This window comes from Embleya australiensis (assembly GCF_051903075.1).
Classification (GTDB): domain Bacteria; phylum Actinomycetota; class Actinomycetes; order Streptomycetales; family Streptomycetaceae; genus Embleya.
Genome location: NZ_CP182422.1, coordinates 6,240,793 through 6,262,346, shown reverse-complemented (window position 1 = coordinate 6,262,346; position 21,554 = coordinate 6,240,793). Strand labels below are relative to the sequence as shown.

At 72.0% G+C, this 21,554-nt stretch carries 17 protein-coding genes; 10 read left to right on the top strand and 7 right to left on the bottom strand.

The annotated features are described in order from the left end of the window. Positions 1 to 125 precede the first annotated feature (125 nt). The 6 genes from ACMXN5_RS26955 (at position 126) to ACMXN5_RS26930 (ending at position 10,223) form a co-directional block, all read left to right on the top strand. Positions 126 to 2,030, top strand: a complete 1,905-nt coding sequence (locus ACMXN5_RS26955; protein WP_439677394.1) for an AAA family ATPase — start codon at positions 126 to 128, stop codon at positions 2,028 to 2,030. Further along, positions 2,030 to 3,133, top strand: coding sequence for a glycosyltransferase (locus ACMXN5_RS26950; RefSeq protein ID WP_439677393.1), 1,104 nt, complete (start codon positions 2,030 to 2,032; stop codon positions 3,131 to 3,133). The genes ACMXN5_RS26955 and ACMXN5_RS26950 overlap by 1 nt, the downstream gene beginning before the upstream one ends. After that, the gene (locus ACMXN5_RS26945; protein WP_439677392.1) at positions 3,130 to 4,218 is read left to right on the top strand and encodes a GNAT family N-acetyltransferase; all 1,089 of its coding nucleotides are present in this window, start codon (positions 3,130 to 3,132) and stop codon (positions 4,216 to 4,218) included. The genes ACMXN5_RS26950 and ACMXN5_RS26945 overlap by 4 nt, the downstream gene beginning before the upstream one ends. Positions 4,219 to 4,315: 97 nt before the next feature. Next, complete coding sequence (locus ACMXN5_RS26940) at positions 4,316 to 5,809, top strand: hypothetical protein (protein WP_439677391.1); 1,494 nt, start codon at positions 4,316 to 4,318, stop codon at positions 5,807 to 5,809. Next, positions 5,800 to 6,981, top strand: a complete 1,182-nt coding sequence (locus ACMXN5_RS26935; RefSeq protein ID WP_439677390.1) for a DegT/DnrJ/EryC1/StrS family aminotransferase — start codon at positions 5,800 to 5,802, stop codon at positions 6,979 to 6,981. Before ACMXN5_RS26940 ends, ACMXN5_RS26935 begins: the two co-directional genes overlap by 10 nt. A gap of 1,067 nt (positions 6,982 to 8,048) precedes the next feature. Then, a complete protein-coding gene (locus ACMXN5_RS26930) occupies positions 8,049 to 10,223 on the top strand; it encodes a hypothetical protein (protein WP_439677389.1) in 2,175 nt (724 codons plus the stop codon). A 144-nt stretch (positions 10,224 to 10,367) separates the two neighbouring features. On the opposite strand, the gene ACMXN5_RS26925 is transcribed toward ACMXN5_RS26930, so the two are convergent. After that, positions 10,368 to 11,030: a hypothetical protein gene (locus ACMXN5_RS26925; RefSeq protein WP_439677388.1), complete on the bottom strand. Its 663-nt coding sequence runs from the start codon at positions 11,028 to 11,030 to the stop codon at positions 10,368 to 10,370. Positions 11,031 to 11,064: 34 nt separating this feature from the next. Beyond that, positions 11,065 to 11,814, bottom strand: a complete 750-nt coding sequence (locus ACMXN5_RS26920; protein ID WP_439677387.1) for a PIG-L deacetylase family protein — start codon at positions 11,812 to 11,814, stop codon at positions 11,065 to 11,067. Between the two features lie 116 nt (positions 11,815 to 11,930). Here ACMXN5_RS26920 and ACMXN5_RS26915 point away from each other — a divergent pair, with 116 nt between their 5' ends. From ACMXN5_RS26915 to ACMXN5_RS26905, 3 genes are all read left to right on the top strand, one after another. Beyond that, positions 11,931 to 13,568 (top strand): ABC-F family ATP-binding cassette domain-containing protein, encoded by a 1,638-nt coding sequence (locus tag ACMXN5_RS26915; protein WP_439677386.1) that lies wholly within the window; start codon positions 11,931 to 11,933, stop codon positions 13,566 to 13,568. 117 nt (positions 13,569 to 13,685) lie between these two features. Next, positions 13,686 to 14,573 carry a CAP domain-containing protein gene (locus ACMXN5_RS26910; protein WP_439677385.1) on the top strand — a complete coding sequence of 296 codons (888 nt, stop codon included), beginning with the start codon at positions 13,686 to 13,688 and terminating at the stop codon, positions 14,571 to 14,573. A 195-nt stretch (positions 14,574 to 14,768) separates the two neighbouring features. Further along, on the top strand, positions 14,769 to 15,260 hold the full coding sequence (locus ACMXN5_RS26905) for a hypothetical protein (protein WP_395791906.1): 492 nt from the start codon (positions 14,769 to 14,771) through the stop codon (positions 15,258 to 15,260). 274 nt (positions 15,261 to 15,534) lie between these two features. On the opposite strand, the gene ACMXN5_RS26900 is transcribed toward ACMXN5_RS26905, so the two are convergent. From ACMXN5_RS26900 to hppD, 5 genes are all read right to left on the bottom strand, one after another. Then, a complete protein-coding gene (locus ACMXN5_RS26900) occupies positions 15,535 to 15,999 on the bottom strand; it encodes a hypothetical protein (RefSeq protein WP_439677384.1) in 465 nt (154 codons plus the stop codon). A gap of 84 nt (positions 16,000 to 16,083) precedes the next feature. Beyond that, positions 16,084 to 17,313: a fumarylacetoacetase gene (gene fahA / locus ACMXN5_RS26895; RefSeq protein ID WP_439677383.1), complete on the bottom strand. Its 1,230-nt coding sequence runs from the start codon at positions 17,311 to 17,313 to the stop codon at positions 16,084 to 16,086. 40 nt (positions 17,314 to 17,353) lie between these two features. After that, the gene (locus ACMXN5_RS26890; RefSeq protein WP_439677382.1) at positions 17,354 to 18,238 is read right to left on the bottom strand and encodes a hypothetical protein; all 885 of its coding nucleotides are present in this window, start codon (positions 18,236 to 18,238) and stop codon (positions 17,354 to 17,356) included. Beyond that, positions 18,235 to 19,437: a homogentisate 1,2-dioxygenase gene (locus ACMXN5_RS26885; RefSeq protein ID WP_395791900.1), complete on the bottom strand. Its 1,203-nt coding sequence runs from the start codon at positions 19,435 to 19,437 to the stop codon at positions 18,235 to 18,237. Before ACMXN5_RS26885 ends, ACMXN5_RS26890 begins: the two co-directional genes overlap by 4 nt. 106 nt (positions 19,438 to 19,543) lie before the next feature. After that, positions 19,544 to 20,623: a 4-hydroxyphenylpyruvate dioxygenase gene (gene hppD / locus ACMXN5_RS26880; RefSeq protein ID WP_439678089.1), complete on the bottom strand. Its 1,080-nt coding sequence runs from the start codon at positions 20,621 to 20,623 to the stop codon at positions 19,544 to 19,546. Between the two features lie 200 nt (positions 20,624 to 20,823). Here hppD and ACMXN5_RS26875 point away from each other — a divergent pair, with 200 nt between their 5' ends. Further along, entirely contained in the window at positions 20,824 to 21,402 is a 579-nt protein-coding gene (locus ACMXN5_RS26875) for an Lrp/AsnC family transcriptional regulator (RefSeq protein WP_439677381.1), read from the top strand. Positions 21,403 to 21,554: the final 152 nt, after the last annotated feature.

The following is a 21,554-nucleotide window of genomic DNA, read 5'->3' as shown; positions in this document are numbered from 1 at the left end:
CGGATCTCGACGGAATCTCCACACTTCCGGCACAGTCGAGGGGTCGTTCGGCACCCCGCGTGCTCTACGTTTGGCCTGCCCCGCGGTCCCATCGCGCGGTGGCACCTCGAACCGGAGGGGGACCGGTGGAAACCTCTAGCTACTTCTCCGTTCTCCAGCGTCGTTGGCCGCTGGTGCTCGCATGTCTGGCGATCGGACTGCTCGCGGGGCTGATCCTGACCCCATCGGACCCCAAGGGCACGGGCAACCAGTGGACCGCCTCGGTCAACGTGCTGCCCGCGCCGAACTCGGCGAAGGAGTTCAACCTCGCACCGGTGCAACTGATGACCGACGGCGGCGAGGTGGCCCGCCGGGTGGCGAAGCGGCTGAACAACCCGGACCCGGCGGTGCTCGCGGCCAAGGTCACCTCGCAACTGAACCCGAATCTGGGCCTGGTGACCATCTCCGCGAAGGCGCCCGGCCGCAGGGCCGCCGAGGACCTGGCGAGCGCGTGGGCCCAGGAGACGGTGGCCGCGTTCGCCGACTCGCAGCGCAAGACCCGGCAGGGCCAGGCCGACAGCATGACCGTCCAGTTGGACAAGCTCAAGACCGACATCGACGCGCTGGACAAGAACACCACCAAACGCGCCACCCTTCAGGCCGAGTTCGACGCGAAGCGGACCCAGTACACGACCCTCGTGGGGCAGCAGCAGGAGTTGATCAACCCGCTGAACGACCCCAAGATCGAGGTGATGGACGGCCTCAAGAGCACGGCCGACTCCACCACCAGCATTCTGGCGCCGACCTCGCGGCCGTTGCGGATCGCGCTCGCCGCGGCGCTGGGCCTCGCGCTCGGGTTGATCGCCGCGCTCATGGTCGACCGGATGGACGTGCGGCTGCGCGGGCGGATCCAGTTGGAGGACGCGTTCGGCCTCCCGGTGATCGCCGAGGTGCCCAGGGCCCCGCGCCGGCAGCGCGCCGGGCACGCGGTGCTGGTCGCGGGGCGCCCGGACAGCCCGGTCGCGGAGGCGTATCGCACGCTGCGTTCGGCGCTGTTGCTCACCGGCCCGCCCGGGCTCGCCTATCGGCTCGGCGGCGCCGACCCGCGGCAGACCCGGGCCACCGCGATGCCGGTGCGCCGGGTCAGCGATCCGGCGCCGGTGATCCTGGTGGTGTCCTCGAAGCCGGGCGACGGGCGTACCAGCACGGTGGCCAACCTGGCCGCGGCTCTGGCCGAGGCGGGCCGCTCGGTGCTGGTCCTGGACTGCGACTTCCGCAACCCGGCCACCCATCTGTACCTGGGCGCCAAGCCGGGCAAGGGCATGTCGGAAGTGCTGCTCGCCGAGCAGGAGATCGACCTCGGCGACGTGGTGCGCGGGACGAACATCCCGAACGTGCGGCTGATCACCGCCGGGGCGCCGGCCGCCTACCCGGCCGCACTGCTCCTGCGCGCCGGCGAGGTGGTCCAGCGCGCCCGGCACCACGCGGACGTGGTGCTGGTGGACAGCGCGCCGCTGATGTACGCGAACGACACCAACGACCTGGTGCAGCACGCCGACGCGATGCTGGTGGTGGCCCGCAGCGGCAACCTGACGGCCGATCAGGCGTCCCGAGTGGGCGAGCTGTTGACCCGGACCGGGGTACCGATCGCCGGCGTCGCGCTGCTCGGCGTGGATCCGACCGGGGCGATGGGCGGCGGCCTGGGGCGCGGGTCGCGGATCGGCTCGGTGGGCCGAACGGGCGCGGCCGGCGGCCTGGTGCTGCGCGGTCGCTCCGGCGGGACGCCGGCCGAGCCGGAGGAGGACGCCGAGCGGCCCGCGCCGAGTTGGGCCAAGCGCAACCAACTCACCGACGGTGAGCCGGAGTCACCCGAGCACGGTCACGGCTCGCAGCGCACCGACCCGCCCGCCCCGACCGAGAACGGCGCGGCCGGCTTCCGGGTGCAGTCGGCCGCCGAGCGAGCGCTGCACAACGGCGCCGATGACGGCGCGCGGTTGGGCCCGCACTTCGACACGTGGTCCACCGTCGAACTCGGCTCGGAGGATCGCTGATGGGAGGGCGCGTTCGTGTCCTGTGGCTCGCCAAGGGCCTGGGGCGCGGTGGTGCCGAGCAGTTGCTGGTCAACTGCGCCCGTCACCTGGACGACGAACGCTACGAGGTCGAGGTCGCCTACGTGTTGCCGTGGAAGGACGCGCTGGTGCCGACGCTGCGCGGGCTCGGCATCACGGTGCACTGCCTGGGCGGCGGGCGGAGTTGGCCGCTGCGACTGCGCACGCTGGTGCGGGCGCGCGGCTACGGGCTGATCCACACGCACATGCCGGTCCCGGCGGTCGCCGCCCGCGTGGTGGGGGCCGGCGTACCGATCGTGCACACCGAGCACAACATGTGGCCGCGCTATCGGCGGCCCACCCGGCTCGCCAACGCGTGGACGTACCGGCGCAACAGCGGCGTGATCGCGGTCTCGTCGGCGGTGGCCGAGAGCATCGTCCCGGGCCGGCTGCGGCCCGGGGTCAGCCCGACGGTGATCCACCACGGCCCGGACCTCGGCGACGCGTTCGCCGGGCCCGGCGCCCGGGAGCGGGCCCGCCGGATGCTGGACCTGGACCAGGACGCCTTCATCGTCGGCACGGTGGCCAACTTCACGCCGAAGAAGGACCAGCTGGGCCTGCTGGACGCGCATGCCCGGGTCCGCGACCGGCATCCGGGCGCGCTCCTGGTGCTGATCGGCTCGGGGCCGCTGGAGGCGACCCTGCGCGAGCGGGCCAACCGGGCCGACCTCAAGGGGTCGGTGGTCTTCACCGGCTCGCGCGGCGACGTGCCGACGCTGCTGTCCGCCTTCGACGTGTTCGCGCTGAGTTCGCGTCAGGAGGGGCTGCCGGTCTCGTTGATGGAGGCGATGACGGTGGGCCTGCCGTCGGTGGTGACCGCCGTCGGGGGGATGCCGGAGATCGTCACGGACGGGATCGAGGGCGTGGTGGTGCCGCCGGGCGACCCGCGGGCGTTCGGCGACGCGCTGGCGTCGTTCGCCGCGGACCCGGCGCGCCGGCGGGCGTGCGGCGAGGCGGCGCACAAGCGTTCCGCCGAGTTCGACGTCGCGGGCGCCCAGCGGCGGATCGAGGATGTGTACGCGAGAGTGCTGGAGGAGTCGCGGTGAGTGGGCAGGAACGCGGGAATTCGCCTTTCACCGTCCGGGAGTTGGGCAAGCACGACGAGCCCCGGGTGTTGGACCTGCTGGGCACGGCGCTGTCCGGCGGGCCGACCGGCGAGCGCACCTCGGAGTTCTTCCGGTGGAAGCATCGGGACAACCCGTTCGGCGCCAGCCCGGGCCTGGTCGCGGAGGGCGCCGACGGTCGGGTGGTGGCCGTACGGCTCTTCCTGCGCTGGGAGTTCGTCCTCGGCGGCGAGGTGATCCGGGCGGTGCGCGCGGTGGACACCGCCACCCATCCCGACGTGCAGGGCCGCGGCCTGTTCCGCCGGCTCACCACGGATCTGCTGGAGCGGATCGAGGCGGACACATCGCTGGTGTTCAACACCCCCAACGGCAACAGCCTGCCCGGCTATCTGAAGATGGGCTGGCAGGAGGTCGGGAAGGTGCCGATCTCGCTGCACCCGATCCGGCCGCTGGCCTTCGCGCGCGGGCTCAAGGAGTTGCGGGCCTCGGGTGACCTGACCGGCACCTCGCAGACTTGGAACGCGGTGGATCCGGGGGCCCGTTGCCGCTTCCCCACCGCCCGTCAGTTCTTTTCCGATCCCCGGGCCGCGATCGGCTTCGACGAGCTGGTCGCCGAGGCCGACGCGGGCGACGCGGCGATCGGGCACGACAAGCTGCGCACCGCGCTCACCGGCGACTTCCTGCGCTGGCGCTACGGGGAGGCGCCGGGCCTGGACTACCGGATCGTCGCCTCCTACAAGAACGGCGAGTTGACGGGCGTGGTGTTCGGCCGGCCGCGCCTGCGGGGACCGTTGGTCGAGTTCACGCTGTCCCAGATGGTGGTCCGTCCGGGCGATCGGGACACCGCGCGCACCTTGTTCTCCGGGGTCGCCATGTCCGGGTGCGACCACGTCGCGACGCACCTGGCGCGCGGCTCGGAGGCGGCCCGCGCGGCCCGCTACGCGGGCTACGCCACACCGCCGCGCACCGGCATGCTCCTGGTCGCGCGGCCCGTGCACCCGCATCCGATCGACGTCCACGACCTGCGCTCGTGGCAGCTCTCCCTGGGGGACTTGGAGGTGTTCTGACCCCGCGGCCGATGCCGCGCCGGACCGGTCCGAGCCGGTTCCGCGCGCCACCGCCGTCCTGCGTCGCGCCGGTTCGCCGTTCCTGCAAGGAGTTCCGTTGTCGTCCCGACTTGCGTGGTTCACCCGGTGGACGGGTCGTTCGCCGCGGCTGCCGTGGGGTTCGCTGCTCGCGCTGGCCGCCGTGGGTGTCTACGTCTCGGTGTTCGCGTGGGCGATGGAGTATCGCCCGTACGACACCTGGGGCGCGCTGATCGTCTTTCCGCTGCTGCTGACCGTCAGCGTGCCGCTGCTGTCCCGGTTCTCCCGCGACGAGCCGCCGTGGGTACGGCGGTTGGTGATCGGCGCGCTGGTCGCCAAGCTGCTCGCGTGCTTCGCCCGCTACTGGATGTCCTTCGTGCTCTACGAGGGTCGCGCCGACGCGGCGACCTACGACCTGGTCGGGCGGGCCATCGCGCCGCACTTCCGGGACGGCGACTTCACCGTGGACATCGGCCGCAAGGTGATCGGCACCGGCTTCATCATGATCGTCACCGGGATCGTCTACGCGATCGTCGGCCAGTCCCTGCTCGCGGGCTACCTGGTCTACTCGTGGCTCGGGTTCTGGGGGCTGTACCTGTTCTGGCGCGCGTTCAACGTGGCCTACCCGGACGGCGATCGGCGCCGCTACGGCAAGCTGCTGTTCTTCCTGCCGTCCCTGCTGTTCTGGCCGTCGGGGATCGGCAAGGACACCTGGATGATGTTCACGCTGGGGATGGCCGCCTACGGCGTGGCGCTGCTTCTGGTGCGCAAGCGCGGGGCGTTCGTGTTCCTGATCCTGGGCGCGGTGGGCACCACGATGGTGCGACCGCATGTGACGGTGCTGCTCCTGTGCGGGTTGTGCGTGGGGTATCTGCTGCGCAACCGGCCGCAACAGGCGTCCGCGCTCGGCCCGTTGCGCGCGGCTTTCGGCATCGTGGTGCTCGGGGTGGGCTGCGTGCTCGCGCTCCAGCAGGTGGGCACCTTCTTCGGTACACCCGGCATCGGCGCCGCGCAGGCCAACCAGGTGATCGCCAAGACCCAGACGCAGACCGCGCAGGGCGGTTCGGCCCAGGCGGTGGACGACCAGGCGGCGCTGGCGATCTCACCTGCCGCGTTGCCGCAGTCGCTGGTGACCGTGCTGTTCCGGCCGTTCCCGTTCGAGGCGCACAACATCCAGGCCCTGGTCGCGTCGCTGGAAGGCGTGGTGTTGATGGGCCTGTTCGTGGTGGCGCTGCCCCGGTTGAAACGTATTCCGGGTCTGCTGATCCGAAGACCCTACGTGGCCTTCGTGATCGTCTACACACTGGTGTTCGCGCTCGCGTTCGCGAACATCCGCAACTTCGGCATCCTCACCCGCGAACGGGTCCAGGTGTTCCCGTTCGTGCTGGTGTTGCTCGCGGTGTCGAAACCGGAACGGACCGAGACCGCGAAGGGCGGCGGTTCGGAGCGGAGACGGCGGCGTGTGCCCGTGCGGCAGACGATGCCGGTCGCGGCCGATTCCGGGTCGGTGGGGACAGGTTCGACGGATCCGGGGTATCCCGGGGAATTCAGGGGGGATGGGACATGGCGGTGACCGGCAAGCCGGCGGTGCTCGGCGGAACGGCGCTGTTCGCGGAGGGCCTGCCGTTGACGCGGGTACGGGTACCCGAGCGGGAGGAGTTGGCGCGGCGCCTGGACACGATTTTGACGAGCGGGCAGCTGACCGACGGGTCCACGGTCCGCGAGTTGGAGGAGGCCGCGGCGGCGCAACTCGAAGTGCCGTATGTGGTGGCGGTGTCCAACTGCACGAGCGGGCTGATGCTCGCGCTCCAGGCGATGGGGGTCAACGGCTCGGTGGCGATGCCGGGCTTCACCTTCTCGGCCACCGCGCATGCGGCGCACTGGGCCGGGGCGGTGCCGGTGTTCGCCGAGGTCGATCCGGACACGCTGACCCTGGACCCGGCGGACGCGGCGAAGTTGCTGGCCGAGTCCGGGGCTTCGGCGCTGATGGCCACGCACGTGTACGGAACCCCGTGCCGGGTCGAGGAGTTGGCGCAGGTCGCCGACGACGCGGGGGTACCGCTCCTCTACGACGCGGCACACGCACTGGGCAGCCGGCGCGCCGGCACCCCGATCGGCGGCTTCGGCGCGGCGGAGGTCTTCTCGCTCAGCCCGACGAAGGTGGTCGTCGCGGGCGAGGGCGGCCTGATCGCGACCCGCGACGAGGGCTTGGCCCAGGCGTGCCGACTGGGACGCGGGTACGGCAACCCGGGCGACTACGACTGCGTCTTCCCGGGCCTGAACGCCCGAATGTCCGAACTCCACGCGGCGTTGGCCCTGGTCTCCCTGCGGGGCCTGCCGGAGCGGGTACGCACGCGCACCGACCTGGTCGCGGCATTCGCGACGGCGATCAGGGACGTCCCGGGCGTGCGGTTGCCGGTTTTGGCCGAGGGCGACGTATCGACGTGGAAGGACCTGACGCTGGTGATCGACCCGGAGCCGTTCGGCCTCGACGTCCCCACGTTGGCGCGGGCGCTGAAGGCGGAAGGCATCGACTCCCGCCGCTACTTCCACCCCCCGGTACACCGCCAAAAGGCCTACGCCCACCTGCCGGCGCGGAACCTACCGGTAACGGACGACATCGCCGACCGGGTCCTGACGCTGCCGCTGTGGTCGCACATGGACACGGCCACGGTCGACACGGTGGCGGAGGCGGTGATCCGCCTGCACGAGCACGCGGCGGAGGTGCGGGGGGCGGCCGGGTAGGGGGTGGGCGGCGGGTCGGACCGGCGGCATTCGCCGGTCGGCCCGGTCAGCCCCGGCGCGGGCTGGGCGCGGGCCGGGCCGGGCCGGGCCGGGCCGGGCCGGTCAGCCTTGCACATGGCCGCCGGATCAGTCGGCCTTACGCGCCAACCGGGCCGACTCGGCACACGAGCCGGGCCGGCCCGACCGGCGTCGCATACGACTCGGCTCCGCCGAACCCGCAGCTCGGCGCCCCGGGTCGGGCTCGAACACCGGCCGCGACGCACGCGGGATCACGCTTCGGGCTGGGGGTCCGCCCGAGTGGCTCGGCTGCTCCCGGCACGCGTTGCGCTCCTGGTGCCGGGGAACCGGTGCGGGGCCGGCCCGGGTCGTGGGGTGGCGCCGCCGCTGGCGTGCGGGGCTCCGAGACTCGGGGTGCCCGGCGAGGCGGACGAGAAGTCGGGTCGAGTCCGCCGGGGAGCCTTCCCGGGTGGGTCGGGCGTGTTCGGCGCGCGCGGCGCCTGTGGTTGCGCGGGCCGGTGCGGAGCCGGCCAGAGTCGCCGGGTCGGCCGCAACCACAAGCGCGACGCCTGCCGGAAACCACCCGACCCACCCGGGAAGGCCCCCCGGCAGACCCGCCCCGGCCGCCCACCCTCCCCACCGCTGCCAGTCGGTTTTCGCCGACCAACACACACGCCTCGCCAGGCGCCCCGACTTTCGGAGCCCCGCACGCCGGCGGCGGGCCGCCCGGCGACTCAGACCGGCCCCGCACAGGCCCACGCAACCAAAGACGCCACGCCCGCCGAACACGCCCGACCCACCCGGGAAGCCCCCCGGCAGACCCAACCCGGTCGCCCCCGCTGCCTGCCGCCCTTCCGCCGCGCAACGCACCCGTCTCGTCGGGCCCCCACGCCTCCGAGCCCCGCACGCCGGCGGCGGCCTGCCCCACGACCCACGCCCCGCCCCCTCCCCCGATCCAACCCCCCGAGGGCTTCCCCGTCGCCTCCCCGCCCCGCTCCCCCGGATGGGTCGCCGGGATCGCGGGGGTGTTGTGGGCGGGTGAGCGTGGGGGGATGGGTGTTGGTCGGTGGATGGTGGTGCTTCGGGGGGTTGCCGCGCTGGTTTTGGTGCTTGCCGTGGTCGTGTTGGGCTCGGCCGGGATTGCTCGGAGTACCGTGCTCAATCGGGCCTTCTATCAGGGCGCGCTCGACGACGAGCGGGCCTACAACCGGATGTACGACGAGATCCTGGTCGATCCGGCCGCCGCCCAGGTCACCCGGGACCTGTTGGCGCGGATGCCCGTGCCGCCGTCGGTGGTGACCGCCAACCTCAAGACCGTGCTGCCGCCCGCGACCCTGCGCGGCATCGTCGACACGCAGATCGCCAACACGATCGGCTACCTGCGCGGCGAGCAGCCCGAGTTGCGGCTGATCCTGGATCTGCGGCCGATCCTGGCCAACGTCGGCGGCGTCGCCGAGTTGTACCTCGGGGACCTGATCGCCAACGTGCAGGGCCGCCCCTCCGCCGACTTCGCCGCGTTTCGCGAGGGCCTGGACGCCACCCTCGACGACCTCGCCGAGGGCCGCCGGCCGGCCGACTTCCCCACCTTCGTGCTGGATGCCCCGAGCATGGCCGCCACCACCGATGCCCTGGTCGCGGTGGTGCCCGCCGACGCCCGGTCCGGGGTGCGCGTCCAGGTGACCGCCGCGCTGGCCACCGGCGACATCGCGGGGGCGCTCGCCGTGGTCGGGCCGTACGTGCTGGGCGGCGGCGCCGGTTCGGCCTCCTCCGACCTGGCCGAGCGCACCGACGACGGGCAGTGGGACGTGCTCCCGGACCTGCGCCACGCCGGCCTGAACTTGAGCAGCGTCTCCACCGCCCGCAGCTTCACCAAACTGGCCCTCGGCCCGATCCAGACGCTGGCCACCGTGCTCGGCATCGCCGCCGTGGCCCTGCTGTGGCTCACCGGGCCGCGTTCGTGGACCCGCCGCGTGCCCGTGTTCGGCTGGTCCCTGGCCGTCGGCGGCGTGCTGACCGGCGCGCTGGTCCTGCTGGTTCGCGGCCGGCTGCCGGACGTACTGGCCCAGCCGTCGCCCGCCTGGCCGCATTCGGTGAACACGCTGGTCACCGACGTCCAGAGGTCCGCGATCTCCTCGCTCGCCGGCGTCGGCCTGTTCGTCGCGCTTGTCCCCCTCGTACTCGGCCTGCTCCTGGTCGCCGGCGCCTGGAGCTGGCGTCGCGCCGCCGCCCGCCGGGCCCTGGACCTGCCCCCGCGCCACCGCATCGCAATCGCCGCGACCGTGGCCGCGCTCACCGTCGCGGCCCTGGTCCTGGGCGCCACCGTGGTCCCCGTCGCGGCGGGCAAGAGCGAGGAGCCGCACTGCCTGGGATCGATCGAGCTGTGCGAGCTGCGCTACGACGAGGTCGCGTACCTGACCACGCACAACGCCATGGCGAGCACCGCCGACCGGTTCATCGGCCCGCTCCAGGACCCGAACATCACCGCGCAGCTCAACGCGGGCGCGCGCGGCCTGCAACTGGACACCTACACCTGGGAGCAGCCCGACCAGGTCCAGCCCCGGCTCAGCGTCTCCAGCTTCGCGCCGGACATGCAGGCCGAGGTGTTGCGGCTGATCGACCTGGCCAACCCGCCGCGCCCGGGCCTGTGGTTGTGCCACGCGCTGTGCCGCGCGGGCGCGATCCCGCTGGCCCCGACCCTGCGCGAGATCGGCGCCTGGCTCGACGACAACCCGGGGGAGGTGGTAACGCTGATCCTGCAGGACGACATCACCGGGGAGCAGACCGAACAGGCGTTCCGCGAGGCGGGCGTGGAGCGGCTGCTGTTCACGCCGTCCGCGGACCCGGCGGCGAAGTGGCCGAAGCTGGGCGACATGGTCCGCAACGGGAAACGCCTGGTGGTGTTCGCCGAGCGGGCCAGTGGTCCGGCGCCGTGGTACCGCAATTTCTACCAGTACGGCATGGAGACCCCGTTCACCTTCCTCACCCCCGCCGACATGTCCTGTGTGCCCAACCGGGGCGGCACCGACAAGCGGCTGTTCCTGATGAACCACTTCATCACCAACCTGGGCGGCAGCCGGTTGGACGCCGGGCAGGTCAACGCGCGCCAATACGTGCTCGACCGGGCCCGCGCGTGCGAGGCGCAGCGCGGGCGACCGGTCAACTTCGTCGCAGTGGACTACGCGACGATCGGCGACGCGGCGGGGGCGGTCGAGGAGATGAACGCCGCCCGCGCCCGGTCACGGTGACCCGCTCCCGGGGCCCCGCGGGACCCGACGAAGTCCCGCGGGACACGCGCCGCCGAGCCCTGCAAAACCCCCTCGCGGAGCCCCGCGGGACACACCTCACGGTGCCCCACAGCACGCCCCTCGCGAAGCCCCGCGGGACCCGCGTCAGTCGAGTTGCCCGGCGAGGGCCTCGGCGAGGTCGGCGACGCGCTCCGGCGTCAGCGTCTCCGACGAGACGTACATCGCCGCCGAGCCCGGCCCGCTCACCCGCAGCCGTACGGCCGCGACGTGCCCGTTGCCGACCGGGATCACCCGCTGCGGCTCGCCCGCCCCGATGTCGTCGGCGAACGGACCCAGGACCGCCGCCTTCGCCTCGGAGTCGCGCTGGATCACCGGCAGCGCGATGTTGAGCGGGAAACCCCGCCGGGCGCCGTACGTGCCCACGTCGATCTTGTCGGCGCCGATGCGGTAGGAGCAGGTCAGGGCGACGCCGTTGACCCGCTGGACCGGCGTGAGGTTCGACTGCGGGTCGCGGGCCGCCGCCTCGTCGTCGGACCATCCCTCGGCGCCGGACGCGGCCGGTTCGCCGGGGGTGACCGCGCCGTCGAGGTGCGCCTTGCGGGCCGCGGCGGCGAGGTCGTACCGGACCGGGCACACGGTGCCGTGCTCTCCGATCGGCCGGACCTGCTGTCGGAACTTCTCCACGTTCAGGCGTTTGCCGGACCCGCCGGGACCGTCGCCGCCGCACGCGCTCGTCGCGGTGATGACCAGTGCCCCCGTTGCGAGCACGGCGAGGGTACGACCTCGGATGTGCTGCCAATCGATCATGCGGGCAGCGTACCGACGCCGAACACGCCCTGGGTCAGCTCATCGGATAGACCTCGAAGGCGGCGCCGAACCGGGTGCCCAGGCGCGCGCCGGCCGCCCGGCCCATGCCCTCCAGGAACTCCGCCGCGTCGGCCATCTGATGGTCCTGCCCCAGGCCGGCGAGGTAGGCCGTGTGCGCCTCCAGCGAGGCCACGCCCGCGGCGAAGTCCTCGGTGGTGTCCACCGCGTGGCCGGACTCCGGCGACCCGCTCGCCCACACCGCACGCACGCCGCCCCACGGCTGGTGTCCCTCGTCGAGCAGTTCGCGGAAGACCCAGCGGTTGCCCGCGTCGCGCACCGCGTCCACCACGGCGCGGCCGACCGCGATGTGGTCCGCCTGGTTGAGGAACGCGCCGCCCCAGGTGTCCCGGAAGTTGCCGGTGATCACGATCTCCGGGCGGTGCCGGCGGATCACCCGGGACAGGTCGCGGCGCAGCGGCAGCCCGTACTCGACCACGCCGTCGGGGTGGCCGAGGAATTCGACCGTGTCCACGCCGACGATCCGCGCGGATTCGACCTGTTCGGCCTCGCGCAGCGGGCGACACTTGTCCGGCTCCAGGCCGTCGATGCCGGCCTCGCCGCTGGTGACCATGACGTACGTGATCCGCTTGCCCTGTCGGGCCCAGCGGGCGATCGCGGCGGCGGCGCCGTATTCGAGGTCGTCGGGGTGCGCGACGATGGCCAGCGCGCGCTCCCAGTCCTCGGGCAGCGTCTCGTACGGTTCGGGCCGGGATTCGGTGGTCATTCGGATCGTCCTTCCGGGGTGGCCGTTTCGGCCGGGTGGTACGCGGACCGGGCCATCTTCACATCGGGCGGCCTGCCACGGCCGGCTTCGCGGCGGCCGATAGGATTCGTATCCTCATGAGCGCCACGATCGTCGTCAAAGAGCTTGCCGCCGGACACGGTGACCGTGTCCTGTTCTCCGGACTGGACCTGGTGATCGCCCCCGGCGACGTCGTGGGCCTGGTCGGGGTCAACGGCGCGGGCAAGTCCACCCTGTTGCGGCTACTGGCCGGCCTGGCCGCGCCGGAGGCGGGTTCGGTACAGCTGTCGCCGCCGACCGCGTCGGTGGGCCACCTGCCGCAGGAGCCGGAGCGGCGGCCGGGCGAGACGGTGCGCGCGTTCCTGGCCCGCCGTACCGGCGTCGCCGCCGCGCAGGCCGCGCTCGACGCCGCGACCGAGGGGCTGGTCGAGGGTCGCGCGGGGGCGGACGACGAGTACAGCGTGGCGCTGGATCGTTGGCTGGACCTGGGTGGCGCCGACCTGGAGGAGCGGGCCGAGGAGGTCGCGGCGGAACTGGGCCTGGCGGTGGACCTCGATCGGGAGATGACCGCGCTGTCCGGCGGCCAGGCGGCCCGCGCGGGGCTGATGTCGCTGCTGCTCAGCCGCTACGACGTGTTCCTGCTCGACGAGCCGACCAACGACCTGGACCTGGACGGTCTGGACCGGTTGGAGAAGTTCGTCACCGGGCTGCGCGCGGGCACCGTGGTGATCAGCCACGACCGCGAGTTCCTGGCCCGCACGGTGGACCGGGTGGTCGAGCTGGATCTGGCCCAGCAGCAGGTGCGCAGCTTCGGCGGCGGCTACGACGCCTATCTGGCCGAGCGCGAGGTGGCCCGCCGGCACGCACGCGAGGACTACGAGGAATACGCCGACAAGCGCGGCGACCTCGAGGCCCGGGCCCGGATGCAGCGCGGGTGGATGGACAAGGGCACCCGCAACGCGCGGCGCAAGTCCACGGACAACGACAAGATCAGCCGCAAGACCCGGGCCGAGGCGAGCGAGAAGCAGGCGTCCAAGGCCCGGCAGACCGAGCGCATGATCGAACGCCTCGACGTGGTCGAGGAGCCGCGCAAGGAGTGGGAGCTGCGGATGGAGATCGCCGCCGCCCCGCGCGCGGGCGCGGTGGTGGCCACGCTGAACGGCGCGGTGGTCGAGCGCGGCGGGTTCACGCTCGGGCCGGTGACGCTGCAGATCGACTGGGCGGACCGGGTCGCGATCACCGGCGCGAACGGCGCGGGCAAGTCGACGCTGCTCGCGGCGCTGCTCGGGCGCACCGAGTTGACGGCGGGGCAGGGCTCGCTCGGCTCGGGCGTGGTGGTGGGCGAGGTGGACCAGGCGCGCGGGTTGTTCCTGGGCGACCGGCCGCTCCTGGACGCGTTCTGCGCGCTGGTCCCGGATCTGTTGCCGGCCGATGTCCGCACGCTGTTGGCCAAGTTCGGGCTCAAGGCGGCGCATGTACTGCGTCCGGCGGCGACGTTGTCCCCGGGTGAGCGCACCCGGGCGGCGTTGGCGCTGCTCCAGGCCGAGGGGGTCAACCTGCTGGTCCTGGACGAGCCGACGAACCACCTGGACCTGCCCGCGATCGAGCAGTTGGAGGCAGCGCTGGAGTCGTACGCGGGCACCCTGCTCCTGGTCACCCACGACCGCCGGATGCTGGACGCGGTCCGCACCACCCGCCGGTTGCGGGTCGCCGACGGCCGGGTCACCGAGCTCTGATCCGGCGTCGGGGCGGGGTGTCGGCCCCGGGTCGGTCCGCGGCTCGACGCGGTCGTGGACCGGCTGTCGATCCGTGGCCCGCCAACCGCCCGTGATCCATCGTTAGAATCAGCGGCCATGAGCGAACTGCCGCCGGGCGCGAACCAATCCTTGCCGGTCGGCGTCGTGCGGGTACGGGTGCCCGGGCCGTTCGACATCTCCGCGCTGATCACGGGTGAGGACCGACGGGTGTCCGGCGACGCCGACTTCGTCTTCTTCAACCAGGTGTCCGCGCCCGGGGTACGGCTCGGCGGCGACACCGTCACCGTGGATCCCAGCGGACTGCGGGCGGGCGCGACGCGGGTGACCGTGGTGGTCAGTCCCGCCGACACCACACACACCCTCGGCGAGCTGCCGCCGCCGGCGATGACGCTCACCGGTGCGAGCGGCACGCTGCTCGCGCGGTTCACCCCGCCGCGACCACGCACCGAGACGGTGTTGTTGCTCGCCGAGATCTATCGGCGCGGCGCGCAGTGGAAGGTGCGCGCGCTCGGCCAGGGCTACGCGGACGGCCTCGCGGGCATCGCCCGGGACTTCGGTGTCGATGTCGAGGAGGAGACGCAAACCCCGTCCGGTCTCTCCGAGTTCCAGCACGGCGTGGTCGAGCTGACCAACGTCGAGCGGGCCCGGCACGGTCTGCGTCCGCTCGCCCCGCAGCCACAACTGACCGCGTGCGCTCAGGCGTTCAGCACGGACATGATCACCCGGGCGTTCTTCTCGCACACCGATCCGGACGGCCGCGAGCCGTGGGACCGGGCAATCGCGGCGGGTTACCTGTACAGCCGGATAGGGGAGAACATCGCCTGCGGCCAGCGCAGCCCGGCCGAGGTGGTGCAGGGGTGGATGGACAGCCCCGGACATCGCAAGAACATCCTCACCGCGGAGTTCACCGAAATCGGTGTCGGATATGTCACCGGCGGCACGTACGGCACGTCCTGGACCCAGGTCTTCGGCACCCCGCGCTGACCCGTTCCGGGGTGGGCCGGCGGTCTCCGCGTTGACCCGAATGGGTATAAAGACGATGCCGGGATCGACGTCGGCGGGAGTGGTGCGCTCCGTGTGCGGGCACCGGGGCACGCTCTCGGGTCGAACCGGCAACCGGGTGCGAGGAGGCCCGATGACGGTGCGTCATACTCGGTTGTTCGAGGCGAGGGAGATCACGTGCAGCTTGAGTTGGATCCGCCGTACGGCGTAGGGCCGATCAAGATCGGCATGTCCATGGACGAGGCAGAGACCGCTCTGCGCGAACTCGGAGGAGATCTGTCGGGACGCACTCGTGGGTTCGCCCACTTCGGTGCGGACCTCTCGATTCATGTGGTGAGCGACAAGGACGGACTGGTCGAGGCGATCGAGGTACACCGGTCCGAGGACGATTTCGCCGACACTGTGCTGTGTCTGGGTATCGACGTCTTCGGCACACCGGCCGTCGACGTCACCCGACTGCTCGGCGAACTGACACCCATCCGGGTGGAGACCGAAGGCGCGTCGCTGGTGGCCCCGGAACTGCTGGTGGCCCTGTGGCAACCGTTCGTGCCCGGACACGGCAACAACAACGGCGTGGTCGGCGAGGGCCTGTACTTCCGCACCGCCCTGGTCGCCGGCCCCGGATACTACGACAAGAGCGGGCAACACCGGGCGATCCACGCCGGGTGAGCCCGACCCCCTGAGCGATCGGCTCGCAAGACGGGAACACGACGAGCCGAAGTCGTGGATCCTCGCCGAGAAGTGGCTCGGCGGGGTCCACGACCTCGTCGGCCGACGCTACGGCCGCCCGAACTCCGCCGCCCGGTGTGTGAACTCGCCACCCGGGCCGACAGGGCGGCCGTGACGCGGTGGACAGGGGTCTGCGGCGGTAGGCGGGGCCACGGCCCTTCCGGGCCCGCGCCGCAACCCCGGGACCCTTCGTGGACCCGGGGGGCCGCCTCGCTCAGACCCGGTTGCCCAGCAGGCCGTTCAGGACCGCGGCACCCTGGGGCGCGTCGGACACGGTGACCACGAACTCGCGTCCGGAGACGAGGGTGAGCGTCAGGGCCTCGCCGGAGCGCTGCACGACCCCGGTCGCCCTCGACTTGATCCGGTATCCCCAGCCGCCGAACTCGCGCAGCGCCCGGACCTCGCGGTATCCGGCCCTGCGGATCTCGCTCAGCGGTACCCGCTTGCGCGGCCACGGCAGCAACCCGAACTCGACGGTCAGCCCGCGTTGGTCGGCGTGCACCCGGACAACCGACAGGAACGCGCACAACACCGCTCCGCCCAGGAGCCCGATGCCCGAGCCGATGAAGCCGTACATGACGCTGACCACGGCAGAGGCCACCACGAAGGCCCCGGTCAGACCCACCATGACGGGTGAAACGGCGGTTTTGCTCCAGGACGAATGTACGAACGACGACATGGGATCCCTCTGCTGCCCGGTATCGCTGCCCTTGCCGTCTCGACGATATGCCGGCTCCCGCAAGCTGCGGGAGCCGGCATCAGGTCAGCGCGCCGCCAAGATCCGGCCGCTGACCTCACCGAATCCGAGACGCGTGCCGTTCGGGCCGGGGGCGGTGGCGGTGATCGTGACCTCGTCGCCGTCCTCCAGATAGGTCCGGCTGGACCCGTCCGGGAGCTTGAGCGGGTTCTCGCCGTTCCAGGTGATCTCGATCAGCGCCCCGCGCTCGCCGACCTCGGGCCCGCTGACCGTGCCGGAGGCGAACAGGTCGCCCGGGCGCAACGACGCGCCGTTGACGGTCATGTGCGCCAGCTGCTGCGCGGCGGTCCAGTACATCGACGCGAACGGCGGCCGGGAGATCACGTGTCCGTTGAGCCGGACCTCCATGCTCAGGTCGAGGCCCCACGGCTCGGCGGCGCGGTCGTCCAGGTAGGGCAGTGGCTCGACGTCGCGCGCGGGGGGTGCCACGCGCGCGGCGTCGAGTGCTTCGAGCGGCACGATCCACGGCGACACCGAGGTGGCGAACGACTTGCCCAGGAACGGGCCCAGCGGGACGTACTCCCACGCCTGGATGTCGCGTGCGGACCAGTCGTTGAGCAGGCACACGCCGAACACGTGGTCCGCGAAGTCGCCGAGGCCGACCGGGGTGCCCAGCTCGGAGCCCGCGCCGACGACGAAGCCGACCTCGGCCTCGATGTCGAGCCGCCGGGTGGGCCCGAAGGACGGCACCGCGTCGGTCGGGGCCTTGCGCTGTCCGCGGGGGCGCACGATCGGGGTGTGCGAGACCACGACGGTGCCCGCGCGGCCGTGGTAGCCGATCGGCAGGTGCTTCCAGTTCGGGCTCAACGGCTCGGTGCCGGGCCGGAAGATCCGGCCGAGGTTGCTCGCGTGGTGCTCGGAGGCGTAGAAGTCCACGTAGTCGGCGGGCTCGAAGGGCAGCCGCAGCACCACGTCCCGGCGCGGGATCAGGTGCGGTTCGACGCTCGCCCGCAGGCTCGGGTCGGTCAGCCACGTGGTGATCGCGGCCCGTACGCCGCGCCAGGTCGGTCGCCCGGCGGCCATCAGCGCGGTCAGGCTCGGCGCGTCCAGCACGGCCGACACCTCGGCGCTCGCGTCGACCGCGTGCGCGGCGGCACCGGCGTCGAGCACGAAGTCGCCGATGGCCACCGCGACGCGCGGCCGGTCCGGCTCGTGGTCGGTGGTGAACACGCCGTAGGGCAGGTTGTCGATGCCGTAGCCCGAGTCGGTCGGCAGCGGGACCCAGGTGCTGGGCATGAGGTGCGGCTCCTCGTGGGATCGGTCGCGGTGGTGCGGGCTAGCGCGTGTGCGGGGGTTGGCCGAGCAGGCCGAGCGTGAGCGCGTCCTGGAGCGGCTCGGCGACGCTACAGGTTCCGTACGAGGTCAGGTAGCCGCGCAGGCGGGTGCGCTCGGGCACGGTGAGTCCGTGTGCCATGCGGGTGAGTTCGGCGCTGTCGCGGATGGCCAGCAGGTCCGCGAGCGCGTCCGGTTCGGCGCCGGCGACGGCGTGGTGGGTGGCGAGCATCAGGTTGAGGTAACCGTGGTGCTCGAAACCCGTGGTCGGGTCGGTGTGCCGCACGGCGTTGTGCAGCCCGGCCGTGACCTTGAACGGCATTTCGCGGACCCGGCACGCGTGTACGAACGCGGCCAGTTCGGCCTCGTTCGGGAACGCGTGCGCGGCGGTGCCGCCGGTGCGGAACTTGGGCCGTCCGTACGTGCCGGCGAGATTGTCCAGGTCTGCGTCGAGGCCCGCGCCTTTGAGGACCTCGACGTAGCCCGCCGTCATCTCCGGCAGGTGTTCGTGCAGCGCCGCGACCGCCTTGCCGATCTCGCCGTCGCCGGCGACCTCGATGCCCTCCAGGAGCAACCCGGGGGTGTCCATGATGGTGCGTACCGCGGGCCCCACCGTGGCCGGCCCGCCGGGCGCCACGAGCACCACGCGCAGCGGCGCCTCGGGGTCGGCGAGCGCGATCAGGTCGGGCAGGTGCGCGACGCCGACCAGGAAGTGCCGGACGAAGTCGGCGAACCATTCGGTGCGGTAGACGCGGTGTGCGGGTACCGCCTCGGCCATCGGGGCGTTCCCGGGCGGGAACAGCGCCGCGTCGTCCCACAACCCCGCGAACAGCGGCAGTTCGGGTCGTTCGGTGTCCGCGCTCGTGCCCGCGTTCGTACCCGTGCTCATGTCCGCGGCGCCTTCCCGGCCCAGGTCCACGCGTAGGCCGGGTCCTCGCTCGCGAGGCCCCCCTCGCCGACGCCCAGGGGGCGGAACGTGTCCACCATGACCGCCAGTTCGTCGAAGAACTCGACGCCGATGCTGCGCTCGTAGGCGCCGGGCTGCGGTCCGTGTGCGTGTCCGCCCGGATGCAGCGAGATCGACCCCTGGCCGATCCCGGAGCCCTTGCGGGCCTCGTAGTTGCCCCCGCAGTAGAACATGACCTCGTCCGAGTCCACGTTGGAGTGGTAGTACGGCACCGGGATCGACAGCGGGTGGTAGTCCACCTTGCGCGGCACGAAGTTGCAGATCACGAACCCCTGGCCCTCGAACACCTGGTGCGCGGGCGGTGGTTGGTGGATCCGGCCGGTGATCGGCTCGAAGTCGGAGATGTTGAACACGTACGGGTACAGGCACCCGTCCCAGCCCACCACGTCGAACGGGTGGGTGGGGTACACGTAGCGGGTGCCGGCGATCTCGCCGCCCAGGCCGCGGTGCTTGACCAGTACCTCGACGTCGGTGCCCTCGGCCAGGAGCGGCTGTACGGGCCCGCACAGGTCGCGTTCGCAGAACGGCGCGTGCTCCAGGAGCTGGCCGAACCGGGAGAGGTAGCGCTTGGCGGGCGCGATGTGCGAGTTGGCCTCGATGCAGTACGCGCGCAGCGGCTCGTCGCCGCTCGGCACCCACCGGTGGGTGGTGGCGCGTGGCAGGATCACGTAGTCGCCGGGGCCGACGGTCAGCGCGCCGAAGACGGTCTCCACCGTCCCCGAGCCCGACTCGACGTAGACGCACTCGTCACCGAGCGCGTTGCGGTACAGCGGGGAGGTGCTGCCGGCGACCACGTAGGAGATCCGCACGTCGGCGTTGCCGAGTACGAGCCGGCGGCCGGTGACCGCGTCGACGGCCTTCCACTCGTTGTCCGCGAACAGGTCGTGCAGCTTGAGGTGGCGGGGCTTGAGCGGGTGGTTGGCGGTGACCGTCTGGTCCGGGACCTCCCACACGGTCGCGTCGGCGATGGCCGAGGGGATCGCGCGGTGGTAGAGCAGGGAGGAGTCGGACGTGAAGCCCTCCTCGCCCATCAGCTCCTCGTAGTACAGGCCGCCGTCCGGGCGGCGGTGCTGGGTGTGCCGCTTGGGCGGCACCTCGCCCACGCTGCGGTAGTACGCCATGACTGCCCGACTCCTCCGTCCACTCCCGCGCCCTGTGCGCGGCGCCGCCGTCCCCGCCCGTGTCCCGGTCCGCCCGGCCGTGTCGGCCGGGCGGACGCGTCGCGGCCTAGAGGTTGCCGCGGCGCTCCTGCTCGCGCTCGATCGCCTCGAACAGCGCCTTGAAGTTCCCCTTGCCGAAGCCGAGCGAACCGTGCCGCTCGATCAGCTCGAAGAACACGGTGGGCCGGTCCTGGACGGGCTTGGTGAAGATCTGGAGCAGGTAGCCGTCCTCGTCGCGGTCGACCAGGATCTTGAGTTCGCGCAGCGTCTCGACCGGTACCCGGGTCTCGCCCGCCCACTCCCCCAGGGTGTCGTAGTAGCTGTCCGGGGTGGACAGGAACTCGACGCCCATCTCGCTCATCGCACGCACCGAGGCCACGATGTCGTTGGTGGCGAGCGCGATGTGCTGCACGCCGGGGCCGCCGTAGAACTCGAGGTATTCGTCGATCTGCGACTTCTTGCGGCTGATCGCGGGCTCGTTGAGCGGGAACTTCACCCGGTGGTTGCCGCTGGTGACGACCTTGGACATGAGCGCGGAGTATTCGGTGGCGATGTCGTCGCCGATGAACTCCTTCATGTTGGTGAAGCCCATGACGCGGTTGTAGAAGGACACCCACTCGTCCATCTTGCCCAGCTCGACGTTGCCCACGCAGTGGTCGATGGCCTGGAAGTAGCGCTTGGGGTGCGTGGCGGGCTTGCCGCGGAACAGCGGCTCGGCGGCGACGAAGCCGGGCAGGAACGGGCCCTTGTAGGCGGAGCGGTCCACCAGCGTGTGCCGGGTCTGGCCGTAGGTGGCCAGGACCGCGCTGCGTACGGTGCCGTGCTCGTCGCTGTCGTCGTGCGGCTCGACCAGGACGGTGGCGCCGTGCTCGCGGGCATAGGCGATCGCCTTGTCCACGTCCGGGACCTCGATGGCCAGGTCGGCGACGCCGTCGCCGTGGGCGTGGGTCGCGGCGCCGATCTCGGTGCCGGCGTGTACCTCGCCGGTGATCACGAAGCGGGCCTTGCCGGAGACGAGGACGTACTCGGCGGCGTCGCGGGAGCCGGTCTCGGGGCCGCGGTAGGCGACGCAGGTCATCCCGAACGCGGTGGAGTAGTAGTGCGCGGCCTGTTTGGCGTTGCCCACGAAGAACCGGACGTGGTCCATCGCGATGACGGGGAAGGGGTCGCCCGCCGGGTCGTGCTCGACGGCGCCGACGAGGACGTCGGTGTCTTCCAGGGTGTTGAAGGTGCTCATGACGGGCGATCCCCTCGGGAAGGAACGGATGCCGGAAGTACACTTCCGCTGACAACATCTGACAACATCTCGGCCGGGAGCTATACAGATTGCTTAGGTGAGAGAGCGATATGCGAGACGATCTTCAGGATTCGCGCATCACACTGGACGAGTTGGACGTACGTCTCATTCGGGCGGGCCGGCAACATCCGCGCGCCGGCATGCTGGAGCTGTCCCGGTTGATCGGGGTCTCCCGCGCCACCGTCCAGGCCCGGCTGGACCGGATGGAGGCGGCCGGAGTGATCACCGGCTACGGCCCCGAGGTGGATCTGGTCGCCGCCGGATACCCGGTCCTGGCCTTCGTCACACTGGAGATCGCCCAGGGCGGCCTGTCGGGCGTGGCCACCGCGCTGGCCGCGGTCCCCCAGGTGCTGGAGGCGTACGGCACCACCGGCATCGGCGACGTGCACTGCCGCATCGCCGCCACGTCGAATCAGGACCTGCAACAAATCCTGATCGACATCAACCGCATCCCCGAGGTGGTCCGCACCACGAGCGTCATCGCGTTGTCGGAGGTGGTCCCCATGCGCACCCTCCCCTTGCTCGAAGCCCAAAACCGCCCCCGCCCCAGCCGAGTCCCCGCCTTCCGCGACCACTCGGCGCAGCCGGCGATCGGCGGCCGGGATCAGCGGCCGGAACGCGGGGAGTGATCTTCGGGCAGCACGCTGACCACGGGGTTTCCCCGACCGCGCCCTCTGCCATCCGAAGGAAGTACGGCGGCGACTGCGAATCGGTCCGGTCTCCTCGAGTGCCTTCGGAACCTGCCCAGCGGCGTCGGCGCACGCCGCGAACCTCTCCGCCG

Coding starts and splice junctions, on each gene's coding strand:
- ACMXN5_RS26950 (WP_439677393.1), top strand. CDS start 2,030: ATGGGAGGGCGCGTTCGTGTCCTGTGGCTCGCCAAGGGCCTGGGGCGC.
- ACMXN5_RS26935 (WP_439677390.1), top strand. CDS start 5,800: ATGGCGGTGACCGGCAAGCCGGCGGTGCTCGGCGGAACGGCGCTGTTC.
- ACMXN5_RS26930 (WP_439677389.1), top strand. CDS start 8,049: ATGGTGGTGCTTCGGGGGGTTGCCGCGCTGGTTTTGGTGCTTGCCGTG.
- ACMXN5_RS26925 (WP_439677388.1), bottom strand. CDS start 11,030: ATGATCGATTGGCAGCACATCCGAGGTCGTACCCTCGCCGTGCTCGCA.
- ACMXN5_RS26920 (WP_439677387.1), bottom strand. CDS start 11,814: ATGACCACCGAATCCCGGCCCGAACCGTACGAGACGCTGCCCGAGGAC.
- ACMXN5_RS26915 (WP_439677386.1), top strand. CDS start 11,931: ATGAGCGCCACGATCGTCGTCAAAGAGCTTGCCGCCGGACACGGTGAC.
- ACMXN5_RS26910 (WP_439677385.1), top strand. CDS start 13,686: ATGAGCGAACTGCCGCCGGGCGCGAACCAATCCTTGCCGGTCGGCGTC.
- ACMXN5_RS26900 (WP_439677384.1), bottom strand. CDS start 15,999: ATGTCGTCGTTCGTACATTCGTCCTGGAGCAAAACCGCCGTTTCACCC.
- fahA (WP_439677383.1), bottom strand. CDS start 17,313: ATGCCCAGCACCTGGGTCCCGCTGCCGACCGACTCGGGCTACGGCATC.
- ACMXN5_RS26890 (WP_439677382.1), bottom strand. CDS start 18,238: ATGAGCACGGGTACGAACGCGGGCACGAGCGCGGACACCGAACGACCC.
- ACMXN5_RS26885 (WP_395791900.1), bottom strand. CDS start 19,437: ATGGCGTACTACCGCAGCGTGGGCGAGGTGCCGCCCAAGCGGCACACC.
- hppD (WP_439678089.1), bottom strand. CDS start 20,623: ATGGACCACGTCCGGTTCTTCGTGGGCAACGCCAAACAGGCCGCGCAC.
- ACMXN5_RS26875 (WP_439677381.1), top strand. CDS start 20,824: ATGCGAGACGATCTTCAGGATTCGCGCATCACACTGGACGAGTTGGAC.